This is a genomic window from Rahnella inusitata, from assembly GCF_003263515.1.
Classification (GTDB): Bacteria; Pseudomonadota; Gammaproteobacteria; order Enterobacterales; family Enterobacteriaceae; genus Rahnella; species Rahnella inusitata.
Genome location: NZ_JYDE01000006.1, coordinates 166,231 through 181,766, shown reverse-complemented (window position 1 = coordinate 181,766; position 15,536 = coordinate 166,231). Strand labels below are relative to the sequence as shown.

The window sequence follows — 15,536 nt, the reverse complement described above, 5'->3', positions numbered from 1 at the left end:
CTTATTTGCCACCAAGCAGGTCGCGTGCGCCCCAGTGCGGGAAGTGACGGCGAACCAGACTGTTCAGCTCCAGCTCAAAGGCGCTGTATTTGTCTGACTCTTCATACACCTGCTCCAGTGCTTCGCGTACCAGACCGGCCCCAACGGTGACGTTAGTCAGTCGGTCGATGAAGATGATGCCACCGGTGACCGCATTGCTCTGGTAGTTATCCAGCACCAGCGGTTCGTCAAAGGCCAGCTCGACCAGACCGATACCGTTAAGCGGCAGGTTTTCCACCACACGCTGCGTCAGGGAATTAATCTCCACCTGATATTCGATGTTCTCCACGCGCGCACGGGCTTTCTTGCCGCCGACTTTAATGTCGTAGCTCTGGCCGACGCTCAGCGGTTGCTCCGCCATCCACACCACGTCGACTTTGGCGTTTTGCACCGGCTTCACGGTTTCATTCGCATCCACCAGCGTATCGCCGCGGCTGATATCGCGCTCATCCGCCAGCACCAGCGTAATGGCTTCACCTGCCCAGGCTTCCTGCAAATCACCGTCAAAGGTCACAATGCGCGCGACGGTGGATTCCACGCCAGACGGCAACACTTTTACTTTCTGTCCGACCCGGATCGAGCCTGACGCCAGCGTACCGGCATAGCCGCGGAAATCGAGGTTTGGACGGTTCACGTACTGCACCGGGAAACGCATTGGCTGCTGTTCGCGGATATTAATGATGTTGACGGTTTCCAGCACGTCGAGCAGCGTCGGGCCGGTATACCAACTCATTTTCTCGCTTGGCGTGGCAACGTTGTCACCTTCCAGTGCAGAAAGCGGCACAAACTTGATGTCCAGATCAGTCGGCAGTTGCTGCGCGAAATCCAGATAATCCTGTTTAAACTGCTCGAATACGGTTTCGCTGTACTCCACCAGATCCATTTTATTCACGGCAACCACCAGATGGCGGATCCCGAGCAGTGTGGCGATAAAGCTGTGACGACGGGTCTGATCCAGCACTCCTTTACGGGCGTCGATCAGCAGGATCGCCAGATCGCAGGTCGAGGCACCGGTCGCCATGTTGCGGGTGTACTGCTCGTGCCCCGGCGTATCAGCGATGATGAACTTACGCTTCTCGGTAGAAAAGTAGCGGTAAGCCACGTCGATGGTGATGCCCTGCTCGCGCTCGGCCTGTAAGCCATCCACCAGCAATGCCAGATCGATTTTCTCGCCCTGCGTGCCGTGACGTTTGCTGTCGTTATGCAGTGAAGACAACTGATCTTCATAGATCTGACGCGTGTCATGCAGCAGGCGGCCGATCAACGTACTTTTGCCGTCATCGACGCTGCCGCAGGTCAGGAAGCGCAGCAGGCTTTTATGTTGCTGGGCGTGCAGGTAAGCTTCGACGCCGCCCTGCTCCGCGATTTGTTGTGCAATTGCGTTATTCATTAGCTGCGGCTCCTCAGAAGTACCCTTGACGCTTTTTCATTTCCATCGAACCGGCCTGATCGCGGTCGATCGCGCGGCCTTGTCGTTCACTGGTGGTTGAGACCAGCATCTCTTCGATGATCTCCGGCAGCGACTGCGCTTCGGATTCAACGGCACCGGTCAGCGGCCAGCACCCTAAAGTACGGAAGCGCACCATTTTCTTCTCGATAACTTCACCCGGCTGCAAATCAATGCGGTCGTCATCGACCATCAGCAGCATGCCGTCGCGCTCCAGTACCGGACGCGGCGCGGCCAGGTATAGTGGAACGATTTCGATATTTTCCAGATAGATGTACTGCCAGATATCCAGCTCGGTCCAGTTGGAGAGCGGGAAGACGCGGATGCTTTCGCCTTTGTTAATCTGGCCGTTGTAGTTGTGCCACAGCTCCGGGCGCTGATTTTTCGGATCCCAGCGGTGGAAGCGGTCACGGAACGAATAAATACGCTCTTTGGCGCGGGATTTCTCTTCGTCACGGCGCGCACCGCCGAAGGCCGCATCAAAACCGTGTTTGCTCAGCGCCTGTTTCAGACCTTCGGTTTTCATGATGTCGGTGTGTTTGGCGCTGCCGTGGACGAACGGGTTAATGCCCATCGCCACGCCTTCCGGGTTCTTATGCACAATCAGCTCGAAACCGTAATTTTTCGCCGTGCGGTCGCGGAACTCGTACATTTCACGGAATTTCCAGCCGGTATCCACGTGTAGCAGCGGGAACGGCAGTGTGCCGGGGAAGAAAGCCTTGCGCGCCAGATGCAGCATGACCGAAGAATCTTTCCCGATGGAGTACATCATCACCGGGTTGGCGAATTCAGCAGCCACTTCACGGATGATATGGATACTCTCCGCCTCCAGTTGCCGCAAATGAGTCAGTCGTTTTTCGTCCATAACAGATCCTTTAAGCCAAATTCACAACCGACGGGCGTTGAGTACCGTCAGTCTCAGGATGATGCCCAAACCACGCCAGTTGCTGATGAAGTGCTACCACCTCACCAATCACCAGCAACGCCGGCGTCGGCGCCTGTTGAGCCAGATGTTCAAGATTATCAAGCGTGCCGGTCAGCACCTGCTGATCCGCACGCGTTCCCCGGCCAATCACGGCGACCGGAGTGTGCGCTGCGCGACCATGAGCAATCAGTTGCTGGCTGATTTCAGCCGCCTTGAGGGTGCCCATGTAAATCGCCAATGTCTGCTTGCCTTTCGCCAGCGTTTCCCACTGAATTCCGTTATCTTCCGGCTTACAATGGCCGGTCACGAACACCACGCTCTGCGCGTGATCGCGGTGAGTCAGCGGGATACCGGCATAGGCCGTGGCGCCTGCCGCCGCAGTGACGCCGGGGACAACCTGGAAAGGAATACCCGCGGCCTGCACGGCCTGTAACTCTTCCCCGCCGCGACCAAAAATAAACGGATCGCCGCCTTTCAGCCGCACGACCTTTTTGCCCTGCAGGGCCAGTTCGACCAGCAGACGGTTGGTTTCTTCCTGCGCAACAGAATGGCTGCCCGCACGTTTACCGACGCAAATCTTATCGGCATCGCGACGTACCAGATCTAAAACTTCGTCGCTGACCAGATAGTCATAAAGCACTACATCGGCCTGCTGCATAACCTGCAATCCACGTAAGGTAAGTAATCCTGCATCACCCGGCCCGGCGCCCACCAGCGTGACATTGCCGCTATGCGAGATGTCTTCCGCGTTTTCTAACTGTTGTTGCAGCGCCTGTTCTGCTTCTGCGAGCTTTCCCGCAGAAGCGAGGCTGGCGAAGCGTCCGGCAAATGCCTGTTCCCAGAACCGGCGGCGGGCACGCATTGAGGTGAACTGCGTTTTAACACTTTCACGCCAGCGTCCGGCGATATCGGCCATCTGCCCGAGACTGGTGGGCAGCAAGGTTTCCAGCTTCTCGCGCAACATACGCGCCAGCACCGGGGCTTTACCGCTGGAGGAGATCGCTACCACAATCGGCGAACGGTCGACAATCGAGGGGAAAATAAAGGAGCATTTCGGCTGATCGTCAACCACGTTAGCCATCACGAAGCGCTGATTGGCCTGCTCGAAGACTTCCGCATTGAGCGCCGCGTCGTCGGTGGCCGCAATCACCAGAAACACATCGTCGAGCTGTTCCGGCAGAAAAGCCTGCGCCAGCCAACTGACTTCTGCGGCCTGTTTGCGTTGTTCCAGCTCGGGGGAAAGTGCCTGCGCGACTATCCGAACTTGCGCGCCCGCCCGCAGGAGAAGATCTATTTTGCGAGCAGCGACTTCGCCACCACCGACAACCAGCACCGGGCGTTGTTTGAGGTCGGCAAATATTGGTAGATAGTCCACAAAAGCCTTAACTGATAACCAGAATGAATATCCCGACTATACGTGCAGGCAATAATTGATCTGAAATGACGAAAAGGAATGATTAGTTACTAAATGGAATATAGAGCGCCAGACGGGACTCAGCCTCGCGGGAATTTCATCTGCCTGAATATTTTTCATGACCTTTCCGCTTTTATCAGCCTGCGACAAAAAGAGCGATTTCGGATTTGGGAAATTGTCTATTGGCTCACACAATCGCATACTATCGGTCCTGTAAGACCGCCCTGCGCGGCCTGCTGCTTTGATTGCCCTCCGGTCACCCTGACCTACTGACAAGGATTTTTGGCTATGTTTTCTTTTTTACGCATGAAGCGGACGCTGCTGGCTTTTAGCCTGGGCTGTGCCGGGTTGACTCATGCGCTGGCGGCCACGTCACCGCTTCCTCCGATGGGCGAAATCGCCAGTCAGCAAATTCGCCATATCGCCACCTATTTTCCGGGGCGGATGGCAGGCAGTCCGGCGGAACTGATCGCCGCCGAATACCTTAATCAGCAATTTAATAAATTCGGCTACCAGAGCAATCTGCGCGGTTTCGATACCCGCTATCTGTATACCAGCAACGACGGCAAAAAGGACTGGCACAATATTCACGCCACGTCGGTGATTGCTGCGCGCGCCGGTGAAGTGCCGCAACAGATCATCGTGATGGCGCATTTTGATACCTACGTTCCGCAAAGCGATGCCGATACCAACCATAATCTCGGCGGCCTGACGTTGCAGGGCGTGGATGATAACGCCTCCGGCATCGGCGTGATGATGGAATTGGCGGAGCGGATGCAGGCGATCCCGACGCATTACAGCCTGCGTTTTGTCGCGCTGAGTGCGGAAGAAACCGGAGCGAAAGGGGCCGAAGATTTTATTAAGCGTATGAGTGCCGAAGAGAAGAAAAATACTCTCCTGGTGATCAATCTCGATTCTCTCATCACCGGCGATAAACTGTATTTCAACAGCGGCGTGAATACCTCGGCAGCGGTCGCCAAGCTGACCCGCGTGCGTGCCATTAATATTGCGCACAGTCTGGGCATTCCGGCTGAAAGCCATGCGGGTACGCACTGCTGCGACGGCTTACAGGCACTCGACGATGCGCATCTGCCGCTGCTGAACGTCACAGCCACCAATTATGCGCTGGGCAAAAAGGACGGCGCGCAGCAACGGGCGATCAGCAGCCACTTTCCGCTCGGCACCGCGCGTTATCAGAGCCAGTTCGATAACCTGCAATATCTCGACAGCGCATTGCCGGGCCGCATTGATAAACGCGCCAGAGACAGCGTGAAGGTGCTGTTTCCCCTGCTGAAAGGGCTGGCGAAACCCGCTAAACACGCCTGACACTTTTCTATAGAAAGCACTAATGAAAACGGACGCTAAAAAGCGTCCGTTTTTTTATCGAGGAGGGTGCGAATTATCACTCATGTAAGCCGCATTCACGCTTCAACCCAAAGAAGCGCGTGTCCTCTTCTTTCATCCCTTCTTCCCACTTTTTAGTGGTGTGCGTATCGCCAACGGAAAGATAGCCCTGATCCCACAGCGGGTGGTAGCTCAGGCCGTTGTCTTTCAGATACTGGAAGATCTGACGGTTATCCCAGTCGATGATCGGCAGGATCTTAAACACGCCACGCTGCACCGCCAGCACCGGTAAATGCGCACGGCTGCCGGATTGCTCACGTCGCAGACCGGCGAACCAGGTCTGCACGCCGAGTTGCCGGATAGCACGGTTCATCGGCTCAACTTTGTTGATCTGATTGTACTGTTCGATCCCTTCGACGCCCTGTTCCCACAGTTTGCCGTAACGCGCTTCCTGCCATGCGGGCGACTGCTCAGCGCGAAACACCTGCAGGTTGAGATTCAGCTGTTCGGTTAACGTATCAATAAACTGATAGGTTTCCGGAAAGAGATAACCGGTATCGGTGAGGATCACCGGAATATCAGATTTCTGCTGAGTGACCAGATGCAGACAGACCGCCGCCTGAATGCCGAAACTGGAAGACAGTGCGAATTCGCCGGGCATATTTTCCAGCGCCCACTGCACCCGCTCCTGTGCCGACAGCTTTTCGAGGCTGGCGTTAATTTCCGCCAGCGCCATAGACTGTCCGGATTTCGGTAACTCATTCAATTCAGCCAGACTGAGTAAACTCATAGCGTCTCCGATAACTCGTCGCTCTTAATCGTAAAAATCACGTGCCGGATCAAGCACCGGCCTGATGATACCTGCGCGGATCACGAAGTCGCCGAAGCCCTCATTCGTTTCGCGCTCTTTTGCCCAGCGACCGACCAGTTCATCGATAATGCCGAGGATCTCTGTATCTGAAATGTTCTCACGGTACATGCGGGGAATACGCGTACCGGCGCGGTTGCCGCCAAGATGCAGGTTATAGCGGTTCATCGCTTTACCGACTAAACCGATTTCGGCCAGCAGCGCACGTCCGCAGCCGTTCGGGCACCCGGTCACGCGCAGAACGATATGCTCATCCCCCACGCCGTGTCCGTGCATGATCCCTTCAACTTTGGTCACAAACTCCGGCAGGAAACGTTCGGCTTCGGCCATCGCCAGCGGACAGGTTGGATAGGACACACAGGCCATCGAGTTTTTACGCTGCTCGGTGATCCCGTCGTCGATCAAACCGTGGTTACGCGCCAGCGTTTCGATCGCGTCTTTCTCTTTTTCCGCGACGCCTGCGACAATCAGATTCTGATTAGCAGTAAGCCTGAAATCTCCTTTGTGGATCTTAGCAATTTCTGCCAGACCGGTTTTCAGCGGCTTGCCCGGATAATCCAGAATACGGCCATTTTCGATAAACAGGGTCAGATGCCACTGGTTGTCGATCCCTTTTACCCAACCGATACGGTCGCCGCGGCCAGTGAATTCATAAGGACGAACGTCCGCAAACTGTATGCCCGCGCGCTTTTCGACTTCGGCCTTAAAGACCGGCACGCCGACGCGTTCCAGCGTGTATTTAGTTTTGGCATTTTTACGGTTGGTACGGTTGCCCCAGTCGCGCTGCGTGGTCACTACCGCTTCGGCCACAGCCAGCGTGTTCTCCAGCGGAATAAAGCCCAGCTCGCTGGCGGTGCGGGCATAAGTGGCTTTGTCGCCGTGCGCGATAGACAGGCCACCGCCGACCAGCACGTTGAAGCCGATCAGCTTGCCGTTGTCGGCAATCGCCACAAAGTTCAGATCGTTAGCGTGAAGATCCACGTCGTTCTGCGGCGGGATCACCACGGTGGTTTTGAATTTGCGTGGCAGATAGGTGGCACCCAGAATCGGTTCTTCGTCGGTAGTTTCGACTTTTTCCTGATCCAGCCACACCTCGGCGTAGGCGCGAGTGCGCGGCAGCAGATGCTCGGAGAGTTTCTTCGCCCACTCGTAGGCTTCGCGATGCAGCTCAGACTCTACCGGGTTCGACGTACACAAGACGTTACGGTTCACGTCATTGGCGGTTGCCAACGCGTCCAGACCCAGTTTGTTCAGCAGCTGATGCACCGGTTTTACGTTCGGTTTCAGGATGCCGTGGAACTGGAATGTCTGACGGTTAGTAATACGGATGCTGCCGTAAATCGTGCTGTCATCAGCAAATTTGTCGATACCCAGCCACTGCGCAGGCGTCATCACCCCGCCCGGCAAACGGCAGCGCAGCATCATCGCGTGGCGCGGTTCGAGCTTTTGCTCGGCGCGTTCGGCGCGGATGTCACGGTCATCCTGCTGATACATGCCGTGGAAACGGATCAACAGGAAGTTGTCACCGTTGAATCCGCCGGTCAGGCCATCTTTTAAATCTTCGGTAATGGTCCCGCGCAGGAAATTACTCTCCTTTTTCAGACGCTCAGCGTCGGCCAGCGGGGCATCGACGATCAAAGGGCCGGGGCCGGGATTCAGTTCGCTCCACAATTTATTGCTCATAAGGTTTTCGCTCATTGCTCAAATTCGTTAGTAGACGTCACGCTGGTAACGGCGATCCAGACGTAATTCACTTAAATATTCGTCGGCCGTTTCCAGATCCATCACGCCGTTTTCGGCAATGATTTCCAGTAACGCCTGCTCTACGTCTTTCGCCATACGGTTGGCATCGCCGCAAACATACACGTGCGCACCTTCCTGCAACCACTGCCAGACCTCGGCGCCTTTCTCACGCAGTTTGTCCTGTACGTACACTTTTTCTGCCTGGTCGCGTGACCACGCCAGATCGATATTGGTCAGCAGGCCGTCTTTCACGTAGCGCTGCCATTCCACCTGATAAAGGAAATCGTCGGTAAAGTGCGGGTTGCCGAAGAACAGCCAGTTTTTGCCGCTGGCGCCGTCGTTATCGCGCTGCTGAATAAAGGCGCGGAACGGCGCGATACCGGTACCGGGGCCGATCATAATGACCGGCGCTTCCGGGTTGGCAGGCAGGCGGAAATTATCGTTGTGTTCGATGAAGACTTTCACTTCGCCGTCTTCTTCCAGACGATCCGCCAGATAGCCGGATGCCCCACCGGTACGCGGGCGGCCATCGATGTCGTAACGCACCACGCCAACGGTGATGTGCACTTCAGATTCGGTCTCGGCCTGCGAAGAGGCAATGGAGTACAGACGCGGCGTCAGCGGACGCAGTAAATCTACCAGCTGTTGCGCGTCCAGTTCGGTCGGCGCGCGACGTACCATATCCACGAACGGCACGGTCTGCGCGTATTGCTGTAGCGCGGTTTTATCCGCCAGCAGGCCGGTCAGGTGCTCGTCGCGGCACAGCCCGGCGTATTTCTCGATAATCGGTGTGGTGTTCTGCGTCAGTTCGATGTGATGTTGCAACGCTTCGCAAAGCGAGAGCGATTTGCCATTCACCTCCACGGTTTCATCGCCCTTGAGCCACAGCAGTTCTACTACTTCCTGCACCAGTTGCGGATCGTTTTCAAACCATATTCCCAGCGCATCGCCCGGCTGATAACGCAGGCCGGAATCACCGAGATCAATTTCCAGATGACGCACGTCTTTATCGGAATCACGGCCGGTAATTTTCTGGTTCACCGCAAGCGTTGCGGTCAGCGGCAATTCTTTGGTGTACGGGCTGCTGTCGACCTGATTCACACTGCCCGCCAGCGTCGGCGCGGCTTGCCCGGAAGTATTGGCCGGAACGCGCTGTTTCAACACCTCGACAATGCGTTTACGCCACTCCTGCGCCACGTCTTTGTATTCGACGTCCGCATCCACGCGGTCTAACAGGCGTTCTGCGCCCAGTTCGCCGAGGCGACTGTCAAAGTCTTTACCGGCCTGACAGAAGAATTCGTAAGAAGTATCACCGAGCGCAAATACTGCAAACGCGGTGTCTTTCATCTGAGGCGCTTTTTTGGATTGCAGGAATTTGTGCAGCGCGACGGCTTCTTCCGCCTGCTCGCCTTCACCCTGCGTCGAGGCCACGATCAGCAGCAGCTTTTCCTGACCAATTTGCTTGAATTTGTAGTCACCGGCGTTGACCAGATTGACGTTCAGTTTCGCGGCGATGAGATCGTCACGCAGCTGCTCAGCCACGCGGCGGGCGTTGCCCGTTTGCGAGGCGGAAATCAGTGTAATGGCAGCCGCCGCCGGTGCGGCTACCGGAGCGGCAACAGCGCCCGGTTGCTGATTAACCATTCCCCAAAAATATCCGGAGAGCCAGGCCATCTGAGTCGGTGAGTAATCACCAATCGCCGATTGAAGGCGGGCCATTTGCTCGGGGGTCAGCGGGAGCAGTGAAATTGGAGGAGCCTGAGTCGTCATCGCGGTACGAATTCCCTTATGCAGAAGCCAGTCATCAATCCGGCCTTTTGCGCATTTTTGCGCCCTTTGCGGTTAAACGAGCGCGCAGGAAAGACCTTTATTGTTTGTAAGGTTAACGAGGCCGATGATAACAATTAAAGAAGTGATGGAAATAATAAATAACCAAAAGAACTAAGAGGATTTAGAGGTAAGATTTACCGGAAAAACTGGTAAGGAGAGATTTTTATCGCACTGAAATCGCTAAAAAATTTCCCCTGCACTTCCTGAGGTGAACGCAAAGTGCCGGATAGATAAAGAAAAACCCCGCCGCAGCGGGGTAATGAAATTTTCTCACTCACGCACTTCAGAGATGGAACGCGTTGTGTTGCTCAAACCAGGCAAATTGTCCGGCAGCAAACACCGACATTTTACTGCCACTGTGACCGACGTCCGAGAGATCGATAAAATGCCAGTTAAACGGCGTGTTGTTCTGCTCGGCGCGCTGCTGCGACGTGGCGAAATAGCTTTCGGCGCGATCCAGACGGTTGGTGCCCTGCGCCATCGCCTGCTTGGATTTACGCAGTAAATGGTTTTCCGGATCATCATCTTCCGCACCGACGGCAATCAGCACCGGCTTGGCAAAGTAATCATTCAACTGCTGTTGACTGACGGCGACGGGCGCTTCACGAAGACCGTAAGGCCAGCGCTGATCGGTGTCCGGCAACGTCCACCACCCTGCTGCTGCGCACACCGCCGCTTTCACATTCGGCTGTGGCAACAGCGTCAGCATACGGTGGACGAACTGGCAGCCCGCGCTGTTCCCAAACAGATAATATTGTTTCTGAGTGGTCACGCCCTGCTTTTGCAGCGTGGTAAAAATGCTATCGACAAGGGTGAACGCCCACTGGGATTTCGGCTGGTGATGGTGAGTTTTAGGATCCACCAGATTGCCAAGGTTGTAGCCCGCGGCGCCGGGGAAATCCTGCTCGCTGAAATGCGGCACCAGAACGCGTAAATGATACTGATCGGCGACGGTCATCCAGTCGTTACGGTAGGTCGCCGCATTGCGGTCGACACCGGTCATGACCATCACCACAGGCGTGGTGTCATCAGCATCGGCGGGCTGATAGGTGAAAACATCCAGCGTCTTTTTGCCCTGCGCGATCGGAATATGCATCACACCGGCACCCGGCGGGAAAGTCACGGACACCTTCGCGGCCACCGGCGATTTTGCCTCAGGATGAACCGTTTTCGCTACGGCGGACGCGGGTGCCTGAGCCGTCGGTGCGGTTTCAGCATACGCGCCAGCGGAGAAGATCAGCGCCAGAACGGCGCAACGCAGCACAGTAATCATTCACTATCTCAACAGGTTAGTTTGTACCGGCTCACTGTATGCCAGCAATGCAGGCAGTGTAAAGGCGGTAAAAGTCAGGATTTGGTGAAGAAAAGCGCAGTGAAGTCATGGCACGCAGGCCGGTATTCCGGTACTATGCCGCGTTTTTTCGAGCAACGAGAGCGCCTCATGACCACCACATTATTTAAAGATTTTCAGTTCGAAGCCGCCCACCATTTACCGCATGTGCCCGCTGGTCATAAATGCGGACGGTTACACGGCCACTCTTTCACCGTGCGTTTAGAAATCACCGGTGAAGTGGATCCGCATACCGGCTGGGTGATGGATTTCGCCGATCTGAAAGCTGCGTTCAATCCGACGTTGGATCGTCTCGATCACTATAATCTGAACGATATTCCCGGATTAGAAAACCCGACCAGCGAAGTGCTGGCCGAGTGGATCTGGAATGAGATGAAGCCGACGTTACCTCTGCTTTCCGCCGTGCGCGTGAAAGAAACCTGCACAGCGGGTTGCATCTACCGCGGCTAACAATATTTACCGCGGGTAACAATATTGCCCGTCAGGCAATGTTCAGATATTTGTGTGTCTGCATTGAAAGCCGCCAGTTCCTTGCAATGCAGGTCGCAATGCAAAGTTTGGTGGCTTCTTCTTTTTGACTGATCGGTTGCAGGGCGATAATGCGCGCTTTGCTGTCGGTCAGCGTTTCCAGCAAAGCATCCAGTGCGTCGATATCACGCTGACGCGCGACCGGATGTTTCACTTCATCAGCACGTTTCAGCGCCTGCGGCAAAATGTCGTAGCCACCGCGCATATTTACTTTTGGCGATACGGTTACCCAGGTATTCACCGAGCAGCGCACTTCATGCGTTCCGCTGGTCTCAATCTGGCAGCTGAACCCGTTCTTTTCCAGCAGCATGGTCAGCGGCATCAGATCGTAAATACACGGCTCACCGCCGGTTATCACGATATGGCGCGCGGTGTAACCCTGCTGCGCGATGATGTCGAGCAACTGTTCGGAAGTCGAATTGCCCCAGGCATCACTTTCTTCGGTTTTGACCAGAATGCGCTGCATATCGACTTCCCGATCGGCAATTTTATCCCAGGTGTGTTTGGTGTCGCACCAGCTGCACCCTACCGGACAACCTTGCAAGCGTACAAAAATCGCCGGCACGCCGGTAAAATAACCTTCCCCTTGCAGGGTTTCGAACATCTCATTAATCGGGTACTGCATCGTTTTCTCAGTCATCTCTAAAAAGTCAGCGTGCATTATCGCAGATCGCAGGCGCTGCGCCAAACACGGGGCGCAGCGGAAATGTCTGCAAAAATGTCTGTCAGCCCGCAGAGCGAATGGCGTCGGTAAAACGTTGCGTAATCTGCTGAGGCCGGGTGATGGCACCACCGACCACGACAGAATGCGCGCCGAGCGTCAGGCATCGCGCCGCCATTTCCGGGGTATCGACATTCCCCTCGGCTATGACCGGCGTATCGCAGTGCGCCAGCACCTGTCGCAGGAAGGCAAAATCGTCATGCCAGAGTTTGCTGCCCTGCGTCTCCTGAGTATAGCCGTGCAATGTCGTGCCGATACAATCAAACCCCAACGTCTGCGCGTTCTGCGCTTCTTCTAAGGTCGCGATGTCTGCCATCAGCAATAAAGCCGGGAACTCTTTACGAATGCGTTGCACCAGTTCGGCGAGCTGTAATTCGCCAGGGCGCTGATGGGCAGTGGCATCCAGCGCGATCATGTCCGGCGCAACGGCCATCAGCTCGCGCACTTCCTTCATTGTTGCCGTGATGTACACATCGCTGGCGGGATAATCACGCTTGATGATCCCGATGACCGGTAATGGCACGGTGGCGCGAATGGCTTTCACATCCGCAACGCTGTTGGCGCGGATCCCCGCCGCGCCGCCCTGCATCGCGGCCAGCGCCATGCGGCTCATAATAAAATCGCTGTGCAGCGGTTCGTTGTCCAGCGCCTGACAGGACACCACCAGTTTTCCCCTGATGGTCGTTAACATTGACTGATTCATACTCCCAGCATCTCCTCGATTTCATTTTTAATGATCGTAACGTGCGGCCCGTAAATGACCTGAATTCCGTTCCCGCGGATAAGAACAGCCCTTGCTCCGCTGGACTTAAGCTTGCTTTCATCCACGTCAGCGGCCTGAAGGACGCTGATCCGCAAACGCGTTGCACAGCAATCCAGCTCCGCGATATTGGCCGCCCCGCCCAGCGCTTCAATAATCATTCCTGCGCGGTCGGTCACGACGTTATCCTGCTGAATTTCAGCCTCATCACGCCCCGGCGTTTTCAGGTTGAAGCGCCTGATCAGATAGCGGAAGGAGAAGTAATAGAGCGCGAACCACGGCACACCGACCAGCGGGACGTACATCCAGTGGGTTTTGCTTTCGCCCTGTAAAACGCCAAACAGGATGAAATCGATAAAGCCGCCGGAGAAAGTCTGCCCGATGGTGATCTGCAATATATGAGCGATCATAAATGCCAGTCCGTCGAACACCGCGTGCAGGACATACAGCATCGGTGCGACAAACAGGAACGAGAACTCAATCGGTTCAGTGATGCCGGTCAGAAAGGAGGTCAGTGCCGCCGAGAGCAGCAGCCCTGCGACGCGCTTTTTATTCTCAGGCCGCGCCGTGTGGTACATCGCCAGACACGCCCCCACCAGACCAAACATCATGGTAATGAAGCGCCCGGACATAAACCTGGAGGTGCCGATATAAAACTGCTGCGTATTCGGGTCGGCCAGCTGGGCGAAGAAGATCCGCTGCGTGCCTTCCACCAGATGCCCATTCACCACTTCACTGCCGCCGAGTGCGGTAGTCCAGAAAGGCAGATAGAAAATATGATGCAGGCCGAACGGGCCGAGCATGCGCAGCACAAAACCGTAAATGAAGGTGCCGAGGTACCCGGTGGCATCCACCAGCCCGCCCATTCCAAAAATTACTTTCTGAAAATGTGGCCAGATGAAGAACATCACCGCCCCGACGACGATTGCCGCGACAGAGGAGATGATCGGCACAAAACGCGAACCGCCGAAAAACCCCAGAAACTGCGGCAACTCGATTTTGTTATAACGGTTATGCAGCCACCACGTCACAAGCCCAATCACCACGCCGCCAAAAACGCCGGTTTCCAGCGTCTGGATACCGAGTGCCATTCCCTGCCCGGCGGCGCTGAGATTGGTCGTGGCGAGCTGACCTTTGAGGATCAAAATAGCGTTGATGGTCGCGTTCATCACCAGATACCCCAGCAGCGCGGATAATCCTGCCGTTCCTTTGTCACTGCGCGCGAGCCCGACCGCAACTCCGACGGCAAACAGCACCGCCAGGTTGGCAAAGACAATCGAGCCGGCACTGGCCATGACGGTGAAAATCGCCTGCAAGGCCGGGATATTCAGAAATGGATACGCGGCTAACGTGTTTGGGTTGGAGAGTGCCCCGCCAATCCCCAACAGCAATCCGGCTGCGGGCAAAATTGCGATAGGCAACATGAAAGACTTGCCGAATTTTTGGGCTCTTTCGAACCACGCCCCGCCCCCTGAACCATTGAATATTGACATGAGATGACTCCGCGTTGTGTTGTTGTGATAATTATTTTTACCACACTATATAAATAAAATAATAATTACTACCAATTGCACCGCGTTATCCATACGGAATTCTTCTGGCGTTAACTGCGTCACATCAGCCAAACTAGGGAGGTCAATTATTCTTAGGAGAGCCGAGTGAGTCAGACCAAGGAAACAGGCACGCTATTACTGCGAATGCGTCAGGGGCTGGAGAATTACAGCCCGACGCTGCATAAGCTGGGCAGTTTTGTGCTGGAACAGCCGCAGCGCGTGCTTTACCTGACCATCACTGAACTGGCGCGTGAAAGTGACACCAGCGAGGCCAGCGTCACGCGGCTTTGCCGCCAGCTGGGTTGCAAAGGTTTTACCGAGTTCAAAATGGGGCTCGCGCTTGAGACGCGTCAGAACCCGGCACATCAGGCCGCCGAAGGGAATGACGACGTTCAGACGCTGATCGAAGACAGCATCGCCTCCCTGCGCGATACCGGTAAACTGCTCGATCGTCAGGTGCTGGCAGATGCGGCCTTGCACATTCATAACGCGCGTTCCGTGCAGGTCTATGGCGTCGCCGCCAGCGCCATTGTGGCCGATTACCTGGGCTACAAGCTGCTGCGTCTGGGCAAAGCGTCGCAATGTTTTGCCGATATGCATCGTGGGGCAATGAACGCTGTGAGTCTGGACAGCCGGGATATTGTGGTGGTGATTTCCAGCTCAGGCTCCACCAAAGATGTGCTGCACGCGGCAGAACTGGCGAAGCGTCAGGGCACCACTGTCATCGGCATCAGTAATACGCTGCGCAGCCCGCTTTCTTCACTGGCGGATATTTTACTGGTCGCCGCCAAACCGGAAGGCCCGCTGACAGCGGGATTACTGACGTCAAAAGTCGGTGGGATGTTACTGGTAGAATTACTGATCAATCAGCTGTTAACGCTTTCCCCTGATTATCTGCAGGCCAGCGAACATAGTGCGAGCGCCACGCTTTCTCTGTTGCTGTAACCCGAAGGTTTTCCGCACATTTCCATAATTTGCAGACATAAAAAAACCCGCCGAAGCGGGTTTTTCAA

Annotated in this window: 13 protein-coding genes; 3 read left to right on the top strand and 10 right to left on the bottom strand. The window is 55.5% G+C overall.

All coding sequences use genetic code 11. The features are described 5' to 3' along the window. Position 1: 1 nt before the first annotated feature. Genes cysN through cysG form a run of 3 tightly spaced genes read right to left on the bottom strand, consistent with a single transcriptional unit; the run spans position 2 to position 3,786 of the window. Positions 2–1,429, bottom strand: a complete 1,428-nt coding sequence (gene cysN, locus TU92_RS04180; RefSeq protein WP_112164699.1) for a sulfate adenylyltransferase subunit CysN — start codon at positions 1,427–1,429, stop codon at positions 2–4. A gap of 13 nt (positions 1,430–1,442) precedes the next feature. Beyond that, entirely contained in the window at positions 1,443–2,351 is a 909-nt protein-coding gene (gene cysD / locus TU92_RS04175) for a sulfate adenylyltransferase subunit CysD (protein WP_112164698.1), read from the bottom strand. Between the two features lie 10 nt (positions 2,352–2,361). Further along, entirely contained in the window at positions 2,362–3,786 is a 1,425-nt protein-coding gene (gene cysG, locus TU92_RS04170) for a siroheme synthase CysG (protein ID WP_112164697.1), read from the bottom strand. A 327-nt stretch (positions 3,787–4,113) separates the two neighbouring features. Between cysG and TU92_RS04165 the strand changes: the two genes are divergently transcribed. After that, positions 4,114–5,151, top strand: coding sequence for an aminopeptidase (locus TU92_RS04165; RefSeq protein WP_112164696.1), 1,038 nt, complete (start codon positions 4,114–4,116; stop codon positions 5,149–5,151). A gap of 76 nt (positions 5,152–5,227) precedes the next feature. On the opposite strand, the gene TU92_RS04160 is transcribed toward TU92_RS04165, so the two are convergent. The 4 genes from TU92_RS04160 to TU92_RS04145 form a co-directional block, all read right to left on the bottom strand. Continuing rightward, positions 5,228–5,959: a phosphoadenylyl-sulfate reductase gene (locus TU92_RS04160; RefSeq protein ID WP_112164695.1), complete on the bottom strand. Its 732-nt coding sequence runs from the start codon at positions 5,957–5,959 to the stop codon at positions 5,228–5,230. Positions 5,960–5,983: 24 nt separating this feature from the next. Further along, entirely contained in the window at positions 5,984–7,720 is a 1,737-nt protein-coding gene (cysI, locus tag TU92_RS04155) for an assimilatory sulfite reductase (NADPH) hemoprotein subunit (RefSeq protein ID WP_112164716.1), read from the bottom strand. Between the two features lie 27 nt (positions 7,721–7,747). Beyond that, the gene (cysJ, locus tag TU92_RS04150) at positions 7,748–9,550 is read right to left on the bottom strand and encodes an NADPH-dependent assimilatory sulfite reductase flavoprotein subunit (protein WP_112164694.1); all 1,803 of its coding nucleotides are present in this window, start codon (positions 9,548–9,550) and stop codon (positions 7,748–7,750) included. 343 nt (positions 9,551–9,893) lie between these two features. Next, positions 9,894–10,883, bottom strand: a complete 990-nt coding sequence (locus tag TU92_RS04145) for a hypothetical protein (RefSeq protein ID WP_112164693.1) — start codon at positions 10,881–10,883, stop codon at positions 9,894–9,896. A gap of 168 nt (positions 10,884–11,051) precedes the next feature. Between TU92_RS04145 and queD the strand changes: the two genes are divergently transcribed. Then, complete coding sequence (gene queD, locus TU92_RS04140; protein ID WP_112164692.1) at positions 11,052–11,411, top strand: 6-carboxytetrahydropterin synthase QueD; 360 nt, start codon at positions 11,052–11,054, stop codon at positions 11,409–11,411. A 31-nt stretch (positions 11,412–11,442) separates the two neighbouring features. On the opposite strand, the gene queE is transcribed toward queD, so the two are convergent. From queE to TU92_RS04125, 3 genes are all read right to left on the bottom strand, one after another. After that, positions 11,443–12,114 (bottom strand): 7-carboxy-7-deazaguanine synthase QueE, encoded by a 672-nt coding sequence (gene queE, locus TU92_RS04135; RefSeq protein ID WP_112164691.1) that lies wholly within the window; start codon positions 12,112–12,114, stop codon positions 11,443–11,445. A 100-nt stretch (positions 12,115–12,214) separates the two neighbouring features. Further along, a complete protein-coding gene (locus tag TU92_RS04130) occupies positions 12,215–12,913 on the bottom strand; it encodes an N-acetylmannosamine-6-phosphate 2-epimerase (RefSeq protein ID WP_112164690.1) in 699 nt (232 codons plus the stop codon). Further along, positions 12,910–14,463, bottom strand: a complete 1,554-nt coding sequence (locus tag TU92_RS04125) for a maltose/glucose-specific PTS transporter subunit IIC (RefSeq protein WP_112164689.1) — start codon at positions 14,461–14,463, stop codon at positions 12,910–12,912. The genes TU92_RS04130 and TU92_RS04125 overlap by 4 nt, the downstream gene beginning before the upstream one ends. Before the next feature lie 204 nt (positions 14,464–14,667). Between TU92_RS04125 and TU92_RS04120 the strand changes: the two genes are divergently transcribed. Beyond that, positions 14,668–15,468 carry a MurR/RpiR family transcriptional regulator gene (locus TU92_RS04120; protein ID WP_208640473.1) on the top strand — a complete coding sequence of 267 codons (801 nt, stop codon included), beginning with the start codon at positions 14,668–14,670 and terminating at the stop codon, positions 15,466–15,468. Positions 15,469–15,536: the final 68 nt, after the last annotated feature.

Excerpts from the sequence above, each read along its gene's own strand:
- cysN (WP_112164699.1), bottom strand. The coding sequence starts at position 1,429 with ATGAATAACGCAATTGCACAACAAATCGCGGAGCAGGGCGGCGTCGAA.
- cysD (WP_112164698.1), bottom strand. The coding sequence starts at position 2,351 with ATGGACGAAAAACGACTGACTCATTTGCGGCAACTGGAGGCGGAGAGT.
- TU92_RS04165 (WP_112164696.1), top strand. The coding sequence starts at position 4,114 with ATGTTTTCTTTTTTACGCATGAAGCGGACGCTGCTGGCTTTTAGCCTG.
- TU92_RS04160 (WP_112164695.1), bottom strand. The coding sequence starts at position 5,959 with ATGAGTTTACTCAGTCTGGCTGAATTGAATGAGTTACCGAAATCCGGA.
- cysI (WP_112164716.1), bottom strand. The coding sequence starts at position 7,720 with ATGAGCAATAAATTGTGGAGCGAACTGAATCCCGGCCCCGGCCCTTTG.
- cysJ (WP_112164694.1), bottom strand. The coding sequence starts at position 9,550 with ATGACGACTCAGGCTCCTCCAATTTCACTGCTCCCGCTGACCCCCGAG.
- TU92_RS04145 (WP_112164693.1), bottom strand. The coding sequence starts at position 10,883 with ATGATTACTGTGCTGCGTTGCGCCGTTCTGGCGCTGATCTTCTCCGCT.
- queD (WP_112164692.1), top strand. The coding sequence starts at position 11,052 with ATGACCACCACATTATTTAAAGATTTTCAGTTCGAAGCCGCCCACCAT.
- queE (WP_112164691.1), bottom strand. The coding sequence starts at position 12,114 with ATGCAGTACCCGATTAATGAGATGTTCGAAACCCTGCAAGGGGAAGGT.
- TU92_RS04130 (WP_112164690.1), bottom strand. The coding sequence starts at position 12,913 with ATGAATCAGTCAATGTTAACGACCATCAGGGGAAAACTGGTGGTGTCC.
- TU92_RS04125 (WP_112164689.1), bottom strand. The coding sequence starts at position 14,463 with ATGTCAATATTCAATGGTTCAGGGGGCGGGGCGTGGTTCGAAAGAGCC.
- TU92_RS04120 (WP_208640473.1), top strand. The coding sequence starts at position 14,668 with ATGCGTCAGGGGCTGGAGAATTACAGCCCGACGCTGCATAAGCTGGGC.